Consider the following 12,026-nt stretch of genomic DNA (forward strand, 5'->3'; position numbering starts at 1 on the left):
AAAAATGGAAAATCTTAAAAAAAAATGATTATTTTATCTTTTGATTTCGGAACAAAAAATATAGGAACAGCAATTGGTGAATGTATAACTTATACAACAAGAGCACTAAAAACAATTTCAAAAAATAAAAAAACATATTGGAAAAATATTAAAAAAATTATTTATGAATGGAAACCAAAAAAAATAATTGTTGGATTACCCTTAAACATATATGGAAAAAAACAAAAAATTACACGAAAAACAGAAAAATTTGCAAAAAAATTATTAAAAAAATTTAAAATTTCAGTTAAATTACATGATGAAAGATATACCACAATTGAAGCAAAATCTATTCTTTTTAAAAATGGTGGAGTTAAACAATTAACTAAAAAAAATATTAATTCAATCTCTGCAGAAATAATTCTAAAAAGTTGGTTTTATGAAAAACTTAATAATAAAAAAAAAAATAAAAAAAATTAAAAAAAACATTAAAAAAATTTCAAAAAAAATAAATAAAATTTCTAAAAAACATATAAAATTACTAATTATTACAAAAAATCAAAAAACATCTTTAATAAAAAAAATTATATCAAAAAAATATTTTTGTTTAGGTGAAAACTATATACAAGAAGCTTTAAAAAAAATAAAAAAATTAAAAAAATATAAATATATACAATGGCATTTTGTTGGAAATATACAAAGTAATAAAACTAAAATGATATCAAAATATTTTCAATGGTGTCACTCTGTTAAAAACAAAAAAACTTTAATTTTATTAAATAAATATAGATCTTTAAAAAATTCTCCATTAAATATTTTAATACAAATTACTCAAAATGAAATTAAAAATAATAATACAAAAAAAATATCTAAAAAAATTAAAAAATTAGAAAAAATAATACTTAAATTACCTAAACTTAAATTAAAAGGAATGATGGTATTTCCAAAAATAAATAAAAAAAAAATAAATAAAAAAATATACATAAAATCAAAAAAAATATTTAACATTTTAAAAAAAAAAATAAAAAATTTTGATACATTATCTTTAGGAACTAGTAAAGATTTTAAAAAATCTATTCTTTATGGAAGTACATTAATACGAATTGGAAAAAAAATATTTAATTAAAAAAAAAAAAGAAAAAATAAATAAACATATATATAAAAATATTTTTATAGAGAAAAATTTATGAAATTTCCAAAATTAGGTTTATATATTCATATACCATGGTGTATAAGAAAATGCCCATATTGTGACTTTTATTCTGTTTCTATTAAAAAAAAAAAAATACCACAAAAAAAATATATTAAACATTTAATTCTAGATTTAAAAAATGATATAAAATATATTAAATTCAGAAAAATAAATACAATTTTCATTGGTGGAGGAACACCAAATTTAATTAAACCAAAATATATAAAATACCTTATAAAAAATATTAAAAAAATTGTGCAATTTTCAAAAAAAATAGAAATTACATTTGAATCTAATCCAAATTCTATTAATAAATTATCTTATTTAAAATATAAATTATCTGGAATTAATAGAATATCTCTTGGATTACAAAGTTTTAATGAAAAAATTTTAAATAATATTAATAGAAAATATTCGTATAAAAAATTAATTAAAAAAATTAAAATTGTTAAATCAATAAATTTTAAAAAAATTAATTTTGATTTAATGTATGGACTACCAGGACAAAAAAAAAAATATATTATAAAAGATTTAAAAAAAGCTATCTCATTTAAACCATCACATATATCATGGTATCAATTATCTATTGAAAAAAATACAAAATTTTATAAAAATACTCCAATTTTACCAAAAGAAAAAAAAATTGAAAAAATGTATAAAATAGGAAAAAAAATATTAAAAAAAAACAATTTTTTTCAATATGAAATATCTTCTTATTCAAATCATAAAAACAAATGCAAACATAACTTAAATTATTGGAAATATGGAGATTATTTAGGAATAGGATGCGGAGCTCATGGAAAAATAACTTTAAAAAATAAAAAAATTATTAGAACGGTAAAAAAAAAAAATATACACGAGTTTTTAAATGGTAAATATATAGAAAAAATTTATTTTGTAAAAAAAAAAAACAAACCACTAGAATTTTTTATGAATAATTTTCGACTTAATCAAAAATGTTCTAAAAAAAATTTTATAAAAAAAACTGGTTTAAAAGAAAAATATATTCAAAAAGAAATTTTATATGCTATTAAAAAAAAATATATAATTCAAAAAAAAAAATATTGGAAAACTACTAAGTTAGGAAAATTATTTTTAAATAATTTACTAGAAATATTTGTTAAATAATTAAAATAAAATTTTAATAAAAAATTAAAATTTTTTTTTAAAAAAAATACTATAAATATATTTTTTTTTGGATTGAGCTTTATCTAAAAATCTAGTATAAAATTTATTTTCATGAAAAAAATAAAAATTCATTTTTTTAGATTTGTTTTTAAATCCATTTATTTGATTAAAAATCATTAATATATATTTAAAATAAGAATATGAATCTGTTAATATATGAAAAAAACCATTAAATATTAAATTTTTAGAAATTTTTTTTATAAAATTTTTTTGAATTAATCTTCTTTTGAAATGTTTTCTTTTGTTCCAAGGATCAGGAAAAAATATATTAATTCTATTAAATAAAATATCTTGAACATGATTTTCTAAAAAATTTATGGCATCACCATAAAATATATTAATATTATTTAAATTAAATAAATGTATTTTATTTAAACAAAAACATATCCCTGGAATATAAACTTCAATTCCTATAAAACGTATATTTCTATTCTGACTAGCAAAATTAATTAAAGATTCACCATATCCAAAACCTATTTCTAAAATTAAAGAACTTTTTTTTAAAAAATAACTTTCAAAATTTATTTTTTTTTTTATGTCTAATCCAAATATAGGCCAATATAAATTTAATATATCTATTTTACCTTGAGTTAACTTTCTATTTCTTAATCGAAATGTTTTAATACTCTTATTAATCATTATTTTTATTTCATTTTAATTAAAATTTTAAATAGTGTATGTAAAAAAATATATGAAATATTTTTAAAAAAAAAATATAAATTTAAATTTATAATATATATAAAAAAATGATATATTAAAATTAAAAAATATATAAAAATAAAAAATATGAATTACATTTTTAATTTTTCAAGAGAAATCATTAATTGGTTTCACTTTCATGGAAGAAAAAAATTACCTTGGCAAATTAACAAAAGTATATATAAAACATGGATTTCTGAAATAATGCTACAACAAACGCAAGTAGAAGTAGTAATACCTTATTTTAAAAAATTTTTAAAAAAATTTTCGAATATAAAAAAATTATCTAAAAGCTCTTTAAACGATATTCTATTTATATGGAGTGGATTAGGTTTTTATAACAGAGCAACAAATATATATAAAGCAGCCAAAATTATAAAAAAAAAACATAATAACATTATTCCAAAAAATTTTAAAGATTTAATTAATCTACCAGGAATTGGAAAATCAACTGCAGGAGCAATACTTTCTTTAACTTTTAATTATTTTTTTCCAATACTTGATGGAAATATAAAAAGAGTAATACAAAGATTTTATAACTTAAATGAAAAAAATTATCAATTAGAAAAAAAAGTTTGGAAAAAATTAAATAAATTACTTCCTATACATAATTCTGGAAAATTTAATCAATCTATGATGGATTTAGGAAAAATTATCTGCAAATTTAAAAACCCACAATGCATAATTTGTCCTTTAAATGTTAAATGTTTAACATTTATTAAAAAAAAATTTAACATAAAAAAAATACATAAAACAAAAAAAAAAATAAAATGCTGGTTTATATTAATAAAATATAAAAATTTATTTTATTTAAAAAAACAAAAACAAAAAATATGGAAAAATTTGTACTATTTTCCAATTTTTTATAAAAAAAAAAAAATGTTCCAATGGATAAAAAAAAAAAAAATAGTATTAAAAAAAAATAAAAATAAAAAAATTTTTCATCATTTTAACAATTATACTCTATCTATAAAATATTTTTTAACTAAAATAAAAAAAAAAAAAGAACTTATTTTTAAAAATAAAAAAAAAATATGGTTTAATACAAAAAATCCACAAAAAATAGGAATTCCAGCTATTGTAAAAAAAATATTTTTAGAAATAAAAAAAAATAAAATTAAGAAAAAATTATGAAAAGAAAAATATATTGTCATTTTTTTAAAAAAAAAATGAATGGATTAAAATTTCAAAATTATCCAGGTTCTCTTGGAAAAAAAATTTATAAAAATATTTCAAAAAAAGCATGGAAAAAATGGATACAAAAACAAACAATACTTATCAACGAAAAAAAATTTAATATGTTAAATCCTATTGACCAAAAAATAATTAAAAAACATATGAAAAAATTTTTATTTCAAAAAAAAAAATCTCATTAAAAATTTATATAAAAAAATAATTTTAAATTTTTTTTATATTTTTTATTAAATATTTCAAATATTCTAATAAATCTTTTAATAAATTTAATTTTTTAGAATCATTGAAATATTTTTTTTTCAAATCTATAATATTTTTTTTATAAAAAAATATTTTTTCTTTATTAAAAAACTTTATTAAATATTTTTTCCATATATATTTATTTTTTTTGTTTAAAGTATACGGAAAATTTCTTGCTTGAAAAAAGAATAAAAGATCATTAAAACGTTTATCATATATATCTAAATTATTATTAATAATATTATTATTTATTAAATTTCTAAAAGAATGAATTTTTTTTTTATCAGAATAACTAAAAAAACTTTTGTACAAAGATTCATCAATATGATTATATTTTTTATCTTTAAAAATTATTTTTGATAAATTATTTATTCTTTCAAAACAAAAAAAATTTTTAAAAAAAATAAAATTTTTAAAAATTTTATTTTTATCTAAATTCAATCGTAATATGTCTTCTTTTCTTAAAACAGAAAAAGGAATTAAAATAGGACATTTATTTAAATAAATTAGTTTCATTCCTAATTTAAATAAAACTTTTAAATCAAAATTAAAATTTTTTTCATATTTTTTTATAAAAATATCAAAACAATAATACTTATTTAAATCAAAAACAATTAAAATATTTTTATTTTTTTCATGTATAATTAAAGGAATTACATAACCTATATTATTATTTTTAGAACCAAAAATACTAGAAATAAAAATTAATGGAGTAAAAAAATTTTTTTTAATTAAAATTAACAAATTTTTTTTTTTACGTATAAAAAATAAAAAATTAAAAAATTTTAAATTCTTTAATTTCATTAATTTTAATAAATTTATTGTAGCATATACATCTGATAAAGCATCATGTGCTTTATAATGAGATAAATTATTAATTTTTGTTAAATGAGATAACTTAAAAGAAACTATTTTTTTTTTATTAATAGGCCAATTTATTCCATCAGGACGTAATGCATAAAATGCTCTCATTAAATTAAGAACATCCCATCTTGTATTATTATTCTTCCAACTCCATTCATACGAATCAAAAAAATTTCTATAAAAAATATTTCTAGTTATCTCATCATCAAAACAAATATTATTAAAACCTAAAATACAAGTATTTGAATATTTATTAAATATAAAATTTATTTTTTTAGAAAAATTTGATTCATTTAAACCAAATTTTCTAGTATATTGAGGAGTTATTGAAGTAATCAATACAGCATTTGGATCTGGTAAATAATCTATTGGAGGATAACAATATAATACAACTGGATTAGAAATTATTTTAAAATTATAATCAGTTCTAACACAAGCAAATTGTGATGGTTTATCAAATATAGGATTTATACCAAATGTTTCATAATCATAAAATAAAAAATTTATAGGAATAAAAGTTTTCATAATATACTAATTATTATATAAAAATATTAATATAATTTTATTATTATTGTAATAATACAAGAAAAAGAAAAAAAAATGAAAAATAATAAAAAATTCGAAGTTCAAAAAAATGATTCAAAAAGCTCATTTAAAAATGTATTAAATGTTGTTCATTTATTTAGAAAAAAAAATAAATTTCAAAGAGAAATTAACGATATTGGAAAAAAAATTAGAGATAATCAAAAAAGAATTTTATTAATAAATAATTTATTTGAATATATAAAACCAGAAATGAAATATAAAGAAATTAAAAAAATTATATCAAATATGAAAAATGATTATGAAGATAGAATTGATGACTATGTTGTTCAATGTGCTGAAATTTCAAAAGAAAAAAAAAAAATTTCAAATGAATTAAAAAATATAGGTATTTTAAAAAAAAAATTATCATAAAAAATTTTTATTAATACTTTTTAAAACTCCTCCGACTGGGCTCGAACCAGTGACATACGGATTAACAGTCCGCCGTTCTACCAACTGAACTACAGAGGAAAATTAAATTATAACATAAATTTTATAAAAAAAAAATAATTTATTACAATTTAAAAATAAAAATAAAAAAAAAAGAAAAGACTACTAGATTATTATTAATAATTCTATTATAATTCTTTCTGTTAGGAAAATATTAAAATATATTAAATTGGCCCTTTAGCTCAGTTGGTCAGAGCAGGCGACTCATAATCGCTTGGTCGCTGGTTCAAATCCAGCAAGGGCCATAATTTTTAATTATATTATATAATTATTAATATAAAAAATATATTAATATATTTAAAAAATTTTAAATATATAAAAGGATAATAATGAAAAATTTAAAAAAGAAATTTATTAAATTTATTTTTAAAAAAAAAATATTAATATTTGGAAATTTTACTTTAAAATCAGGTATAAAAAGTCCATATTTTTTTAATATATCTTTATTTTCAAAGGGAAAAGATCTGATTAAATTAGGTAAATTCTACGCTTATTTTTTAATAAAAAATAATAAAAAATTTGATTTATTATTTGGAATTGCATATAAAGGTATTCCAATTTTAATTGCAACTGTTATAGCTTTAAAAAAATATTTTAATATTAATGTACCATACTCTTTTAATAGAAAAGAAAAAAAAAAATATGGAGAAAAAGGAGAAATTATAGGAAGTAAAATTCAAGGAAATATAGTAATTATAGATGATGTTTTAACTGCTGGAACTGCTATAAAAAATACAATAAAAATTATAAAAAAAAACAAAAAAACAAAAATATCTAATATTTTAGTTGCATTAAATAGACAAGAATTTACAAAAAAAAATATATCTATAAAACAAGAAATACAAAATAATTATTCATGTAAAATATCATCAATAATTAATATTAATGATATTATTAAATATTTAAAAAAAAAAAATATAATGAAAAAAAAATTAAAAATTTTATTAAAATATAAAAATAAATATAATTATAAAAAAAATTAATTCTTTCCAGTATGACCAAAACCGTTAACACCTCTAACACTTTTATATGTAAAATTCTTTACGATATTAAAATTCACTTTTTTAATAGGAATAAAAACCATTTGAGCAATTCTATCATATGGTGAAATACAATAAGATTTTTTACTTCTATTCCATAAAGAAACCATTATTTCTCCTTGATAATCCGAATCAATTAAACCAATAGAATTTCCTAAAATTATCCCATTTTTATGACCTAATCCAGAACGAGGAATTAAAAATGCAGCTAAAGAAATATTTTTTATATGTATAGAAATTCCAGTAGAAAATAAAAAAGATTCATTACTCATAATAATCTTTTTTTTTAAAATGCAAGCTCTTAAATCTAATCCTGCTGAACCAATAGTTGAATAATGTGGAAATAATTTTTTATTTTTCAAATTTAAATTTAATATTTTTATATCAATTTTATTCATAATTAACATTTTTTTTAAAGTTAGTATAAAATTTTTTTTTTAAAATAATATTAAAAAATTTTAATAAATTAAATTAAAAATTTTATTTTTTTTCAGAAACAACAGTAATTGTAATCTCTGAATTAATATTTTTATGAGGTTGAAATAATACAGAATGATTACCAACTGAACGAATTACTCTATTTTTTAACTTAATTTCAGATTTGTATACCTTTATTCCTAATTCATTTAACTTACGTGAAATATCACGTGCATTGATCGAACCAAATAATTTCCCTTGACTTCCAGATTTTGAATATATCACAATATCTTTTATTTTTTTAATTTCTTTAATACGTAATTTTGCTATAGATACTTCTTTTAATAATTTTTCTTGTAATTTTCTTTTATAATTTTTAAAATATTGAATATTTTCTTGAATCGCAGGTAAAGCAATATCTTTAGGAAACAAAAAATTTCTTGCATAACCTGGTTTAACTTCAATAACATCTCCTAAACTTCCTAATTTTTTAAAAGTAATTAATAATATAACTTTCATAAATTTCCTTTTAACATAATTTAAAATTAAAAAAAATAAATAAAAAAAAATAATTATTTAATTATTGTATTTATTTTATTTATGATGATCTGTATACGGAAGTAAAGAAAGATATCTAGCTTTTTTAATAGCTTTAGATAATTGACGTTGATATTTTGCTTTTGTTCCAGTAATACGACTAGGTACTATCTTTCCACTTTCAGTAATATAACTTCTTAAAATGGAAATATCTTTATAATCTACTTGTTTAATTCCTTCTGCAGTAAACCTACAAAACTTTCTACGTCTAAAATAACGTGACATAAAATTTTCTCCTATTAATTTAAACTATTTCAATAAAATATTTTTTTTATAAAAAATAATAAAATTTAATTTTAAAAAATTATATATTAATCTTTTTTATTACAACTTCAGATCTTTTATTATTAATTTCATTTTTTTCTTTTAATATAGGAGATTTTTCAGTAATTATTTTTTTTGTACAAAAAATAATATTTCTAATAATAGAATCATCAAATTTAAAAGTTTGTTCAAGATCTTTAATATTTTTTTTTGAAATTTCTATATTCATTAAAATATAATGAGCTTTATTTAGTTTATTAATTGGATAAGACAACTGTCTTCTTCCCCAATCTTCTAAACGATGAATTTTTCCTGAAAAATTCATAATTATTTTTTTATAACGTAAAATAATTTCATTAGAACGCTCACTTTTATCAGGATGTATCATAAAAACAATTTCATAATAACGCACTTTAAAAAAACTCCTTATAAAAATTTCAATTTATTATGTACAAATAACAATATAATATATAAAAAATTTTTTTTAAAAAAAATAACTATTTTTTTTAAAAAATATAAATAAATCGAATAAAAATATTTAAAATTTTTTAAAAAATTAATATAGTTAATTTATTAAATAATTTATTAAATATATATTAACACAAGAATATATAAAAATTAAAAATATAAAAATTTTTTAAAAAATATATTTATATCAAAGATAAATGAATCATTTTGTTTTTATTTTTAATAGAAATAATTTTTACATGTACTAAATCTCCAATAGAAAAAATTTTTTTAAAACGCTTTCCTTTTAAAAATATTTTTTTTTTATCATAAAAATAATAATCATCTGTTAAACGAGATACATGAACTAATCCATCTAAAAAAATATTATTTATTTTTACAAAAAAACCAAATTCAGTTATATGTGAAATATAACCATAAAAATTATGTCCTATTTTATTTTTTATGAAATCAAATTTTAAAGTATCAATAAAAAATTTATAAGCTTTATCTGCTCTTTTTTCAGAAATAGAACATTGTTTTGCAATTTTTTGCATATTTTTAAAATTATATAAAAATTTTCTTTTATATAAAAATTTTTTTTGATAATTTCCTATATGATATTTTTTAAATAAAATAAATTTAATTGTTCGATGAACTATTAAATCTGAATAACGCCTTATTGGAGAAGTGAAATGAGTATAAAATTTTTCTGCTAATCCAAAATGACCAGAATTTTTTTCACTATAAAAAGCTTTTTTAGTAGATCTTAACAAAGCTAATTCAATTATTTCTTTATAAGGTTTATTAAATATTTTATCAGATAATGTTAAATAATTTTTAAAAGTAGGAAAATTTCCTCCTTCTAATTTTAGATTAAATTTTTTCAAAATTCTTCTAAAATTTTTTATTTTAGAGTTAACAGGATAAGCATGATTTCTGAATAAAGATATTACATTATTTTCTTTAATAAATAAAGCAGATGATTTATTAGCTAATATCATACAATATTCAATAAAATTATGTACTAAATTTTTTTTTTTTAAAGAAATACATTTTATTTTAAAAGATGAATCAAATATAAAATCAGGTTCATCACTATTAAACAATATAATTTTTTTTAAATCTTTATTTTGAACTAAAATTTTATTTAAATAAAATAAATCGATAATATTTTTTTTAATTTTTTTAAATTTATTACATAAAAATTTATCTCCATTCCAAATTTTTATTACGTTAGAATAAGTTAATCGCGCATGAGATTTTATTATAGATTTATAATGTACATAATGAAGTAATTTTCCATTTTTAGATAATGTCATTTCACAAACTATACATAATCTATCTTGATTAGGAAGTAAAGAACATATATCTTCAGATAACTCTTCTGGAAGCATTGGAATAACATTACAAGGAAAATATATAGAAGTACCTCTATTTAAAGCTTCTTTATCTAATAAAGAATTTTCTTTAACGTAAAAACTAACATCTGAAACAGCTACAAATAACTTCCATTTTAAATTTTTTTTTATTTTATAACAATAAATAGCATCATCAAAATCATATGAATCTTTTTCATCAATAGTAATAAATGGAAAATTTCTTAAATCCTTTCTATTTTTTTGTGATCTAAAGTATTTTTTAGATTTAACTAATTTTACAGAATTTAATATTTCTTCTGACCAATCTGAAGAAATTTTATATTTCTTTAAAATATATTTTAAAGAATTATTTAAATTTATTTTTTTTTTTAAAATTTTTATATTAATTATCCTATATTCTATGCTAAAAAATTTTCTCAAAATATAAAAAAATATATTTCTCAAGTTTTTTAAAAATTTCATAAAAAATTTATAAAATTTTATTTATTAAAAAAAAATAAAAAATTTTAGAAAAATAATAATTTATTAAAAATAATTATTATATAAAATTATTCTATTATTTTTTTTAAAAATTTTTTAATATAATAATATCATTACGTCTTGAACCTGTAAAAATTATATCTATTTAGATATTTATAAAATTTTCTATAAATTTACATTAATTTTAGTTTTCTTAAATAAATTTTTCAATAAAAAAAACTAATCTAATATTTTTTTTTATATCTTTTAAAAATTTTATATACTAGAGAAATATTATTTTATTTACTTATATTTAACCGATAAAATTAAAGTAATTTTTTTAAAATCCTTATAAATATAATTTTTATAAATTTTAATTTTATAAAAATTATATAAATATCTAATTTTTTTAAATATAATCCTAATAGAAAATTTACTTTAACTATTTTTTTTTTTTTTTTTTTTTTAAAAAAAAAATAAAAAACAAATTTAACTATAAATTTCTTTTTATTCTGACTATGATAAAAAAATAATAAAATATTTTGTATAAATAATTATATTTTTTATTAAAAAATTTTATAAAAAATCATTTTAAATTTCATTAAATATATTTAAAATATTCTTAAAATATATTAAATTTCTTTATTTTAATATCTTTATACTTATTAATATATCTCTTATAATACTATTAAAAAAAAAAAAAAATATATAAAATACATTTCATAATAAACATCTAAAATAAATATTTTAAATTATAAAAAAATTATTCTTTATTTTTTTTAAGTTAATTATTTAATAAAAATAAAAAATTCTGAATAATATTCTTAATTTTATTAAAAAAAAATATAATAATTTATAATATATTTGTTTTATATGAAATAAAATATTTTTTATATAATTTTATTAATTAAAATATAACAATTAATATTTATTTTGAAATTTTATAAAAAATAACATTATTAAAGTCATTAATTTTAATTTCTCTTTTATAAATTTTTTTATAAGTTATATTAATATAATCTTTAATAC

General features: G+C 15.7%; 14 protein-coding genes and 2 tRNA genes. 8 read left to right on the top strand and 8 right to left on the bottom strand.

The window, feature by feature from the left end; genetic code table 11:
- Positions 1-24: 24 nt before the first annotated feature.
- Genes ruvX through hemW form a run of 3 tightly spaced genes read left to right on the top strand, consistent with a single transcriptional unit; the run spans position 25 to position 2,299 of the window.
- Entirely contained in the window at positions 25-459 is a 435-nt protein-coding gene (ruvX, locus tag AACK90_RS01140) for a Holliday junction resolvase RuvX (RefSeq protein WP_339043650.1), read from the top strand.
- Positions 419-1,105 carry a YggS family pyridoxal phosphate-dependent enzyme gene (locus AACK90_RS01145; RefSeq protein WP_339043652.1) on the top strand — a complete coding sequence of 229 codons (687 nt, stop codon included), beginning with the start codon at positions 419-421 and terminating at the stop codon, positions 1,103-1,105. Before ruvX ends, AACK90_RS01145 begins: the two co-directional genes overlap by 41 nt.
- A gap of 60 nt (positions 1,106-1,165) precedes the next feature.
- Complete coding sequence (hemW, locus tag AACK90_RS01150; protein ID WP_339043654.1) at positions 1,166-2,299, top strand: radical SAM family heme chaperone HemW; 1,134 nt, start codon at positions 1,166-1,168, stop codon at positions 2,297-2,299.
- 24 nt (positions 2,300-2,323) lie between these two features.
- On the opposite strand, the gene trmB is transcribed toward hemW, so the two are convergent.
- Positions 2,324-2,998, bottom strand: coding sequence for a tRNA (guanosine(46)-N7)-methyltransferase TrmB (gene trmB / locus AACK90_RS01155; RefSeq protein ID WP_339042884.1), 675 nt, complete (start codon positions 2,996-2,998; stop codon positions 2,324-2,326).
- 147 nt (positions 2,999-3,145) lie between these two features.
- On the opposite strand from trmB, the gene mutY reads away from it, so the two are divergent.
- The gene (mutY, locus tag AACK90_RS01160) at positions 3,146-4,192 is read left to right on the top strand and encodes an A/G-specific adenine glycosylase (RefSeq protein ID WP_339042886.1); all 1,047 of its coding nucleotides are present in this window, start codon (positions 3,146-3,148) and stop codon (positions 4,190-4,192) included.
- On the top strand, positions 4,189-4,434 hold the full coding sequence (locus AACK90_RS01165) for an oxidative damage protection protein (protein WP_339042888.1): 246 nt from the start codon (positions 4,189-4,191) through the stop codon (positions 4,432-4,434). The genes mutY and AACK90_RS01165 overlap by 4 nt, the downstream gene beginning before the upstream one ends.
- A gap of 22 nt (positions 4,435-4,456) precedes the next feature.
- Here the strand turns inward: AACK90_RS01165 and sbcB are convergent, their stop codons facing one another.
- Positions 4,457-5,881: an exodeoxyribonuclease I gene (gene sbcB / locus AACK90_RS01170; RefSeq protein ID WP_339042890.1), complete on the bottom strand. Its 1,425-nt coding sequence runs from the start codon at positions 5,879-5,881 to the stop codon at positions 4,457-4,459.
- A gap of 75 nt (positions 5,882-5,956) precedes the next feature.
- Here sbcB and AACK90_RS01175 point away from each other — a divergent pair, with 75 nt between their 5' ends.
- The gene (locus tag AACK90_RS01175; protein ID WP_339042892.1) at positions 5,957-6,313 is read left to right on the top strand and encodes a DUF496 family protein; all 357 of its coding nucleotides are present in this window, start codon (positions 5,957-5,959) and stop codon (positions 6,311-6,313) included.
- Between the two features lie 26 nt (positions 6,314-6,339).
- Here the strand turns inward: AACK90_RS01175 and AACK90_RS01180 are convergent.
- A tRNA-Asn gene (locus AACK90_RS01180) sits at positions 6,340-6,412 on the bottom strand.
- 150 nt (positions 6,413-6,562) lie between these two features.
- Between AACK90_RS01180 and AACK90_RS01185 the strand changes: the two genes are divergently transcribed.
- Positions 6,563-6,636, top strand: a tRNA-Ile gene (locus AACK90_RS01185).
- 84 nt (positions 6,637-6,720) lie between these two features.
- Positions 6,721-7,374 carry an orotate phosphoribosyltransferase gene (gene pyrE / locus AACK90_RS01190; RefSeq protein WP_339042893.1) on the top strand — a complete coding sequence of 218 codons (654 nt, stop codon included), beginning with the start codon at positions 6,721-6,723 and terminating at the stop codon, positions 7,372-7,374.
- Here the strand turns inward: pyrE and dut are convergent.
- The 5 genes from dut to AACK90_RS01215 all read right to left on the bottom strand — a co-directional run bounded on the left by dut (position 7,371) and on the right by AACK90_RS01215 (position 11,000).
- On the bottom strand, positions 7,371-7,832 hold the full coding sequence (gene dut / locus AACK90_RS01195) for a dUTP diphosphatase (protein WP_339043674.1): 462 nt from the start codon (positions 7,830-7,832) through the stop codon (positions 7,371-7,373). The two genes, pyrE and dut, sit on opposite strands and share 4 nt — an antisense overlap.
- 79 nt (positions 7,833-7,911) lie before the next feature.
- The gene (gene rplI / locus AACK90_RS01200; RefSeq protein WP_339042895.1) at positions 7,912-8,367 is read right to left on the bottom strand and encodes a 50S ribosomal protein L9; all 456 of its coding nucleotides are present in this window, start codon (positions 8,365-8,367) and stop codon (positions 7,912-7,914) included.
- A 75-nt stretch (positions 8,368-8,442) separates the two neighbouring features.
- Positions 8,443-8,670, bottom strand: coding sequence for a 30S ribosomal protein S18 (gene rpsR, locus AACK90_RS01205; protein ID WP_339042897.1), 228 nt, complete (start codon positions 8,668-8,670; stop codon positions 8,443-8,445).
- A gap of 79 nt (positions 8,671-8,749) precedes the next feature.
- Positions 8,750-9,121, bottom strand: a complete 372-nt coding sequence (gene rpsF / locus AACK90_RS01210; RefSeq protein WP_339042899.1) for a 30S ribosomal protein S6 — start codon at positions 9,119-9,121, stop codon at positions 8,750-8,752.
- A gap of 238 nt (positions 9,122-9,359) precedes the next feature.
- Positions 9,360-11,000, bottom strand: coding sequence for a VacB/RNase II family 3'-5' exoribonuclease (locus AACK90_RS01215; RefSeq protein ID WP_339042901.1), 1,641 nt, complete (start codon positions 10,998-11,000; stop codon positions 9,360-9,362).
- Positions 11,001-12,026 lie beyond the last annotated feature (1,026 nt).

The organism is Buchnera aphidicola (Periphyllus acericola) (assembly GCF_964019855.1).
Classification (GTDB): Bacteria; Pseudomonadota; Gammaproteobacteria; order Enterobacterales; family Enterobacteriaceae; genus Buchnera_J; species Buchnera_J aphidicola_BC.

What these genes read in the sequence shown, in the direction of transcription:
- sbcB (WP_339042890.1), bottom strand. Translation starts at nt 5,881, where the DNA reads ATGAAAACTTTTATTCCTATAAATTTTTTATTTTATGATTATGAAACA.
- pyrE (WP_339042893.1), top strand. Translation starts at nt 6,721, where the DNA reads ATGAAAAATTTAAAAAAGAAATTTATTAAATTTATTTTTAAAAAAAAA.
- AACK90_RS01165 (WP_339042888.1), top strand. Translation starts at nt 4,189, where the DNA reads ATGAAAAGAAAAATATATTGTCATTTTTTTAAAAAAAAAATGAATGGA.
- trmB (WP_339042884.1), bottom strand. Translation starts at nt 2,998, where the DNA reads ATGATTAATAAGAGTATTAAAACATTTCGATTAAGAAATAGAAAGTTA.
- rpsR (WP_339042897.1), bottom strand. Translation starts at nt 8,670, where the DNA reads ATGTCACGTTATTTTAGACGTAGAAAGTTTTGTAGGTTTACTGCAGAA.
- AACK90_RS01215 (WP_339042901.1), bottom strand. Translation starts at nt 11,000, where the DNA reads ATGAAATTTTTAAAAAACTTGAGAAATATATTTTTTTATATTTTGAGA.
- AACK90_RS01175 (WP_339042892.1), top strand. Translation starts at nt 5,957, where the DNA reads ATGAAAAATAATAAAAAATTCGAAGTTCAAAAAAATGATTCAAAAAGC.
- mutY (WP_339042886.1), top strand. Translation starts at nt 3,146, where the DNA reads ATGAATTACATTTTTAATTTTTCAAGAGAAATCATTAATTGGTTTCAC.
- rplI (WP_339042895.1), bottom strand. Translation starts at nt 8,367, where the DNA reads ATGAAAGTTATATTATTAATTACTTTTAAAAAATTAGGAAGTTTAGGA.
- AACK90_RS01145 (WP_339043652.1), top strand. Translation starts at nt 419, where the DNA reads ATGAAAAACTTAATAATAAAAAAAAAAATAAAAAAAATTAAAAAAAAC.
- ruvX (WP_339043650.1), top strand. Translation starts at nt 25, where the DNA reads ATGATTATTTTATCTTTTGATTTCGGAACAAAAAATATAGGAACAGCA.
- hemW (WP_339043654.1), top strand. Translation starts at nt 1,166, where the DNA reads ATGAAATTTCCAAAATTAGGTTTATATATTCATATACCATGGTGTATA.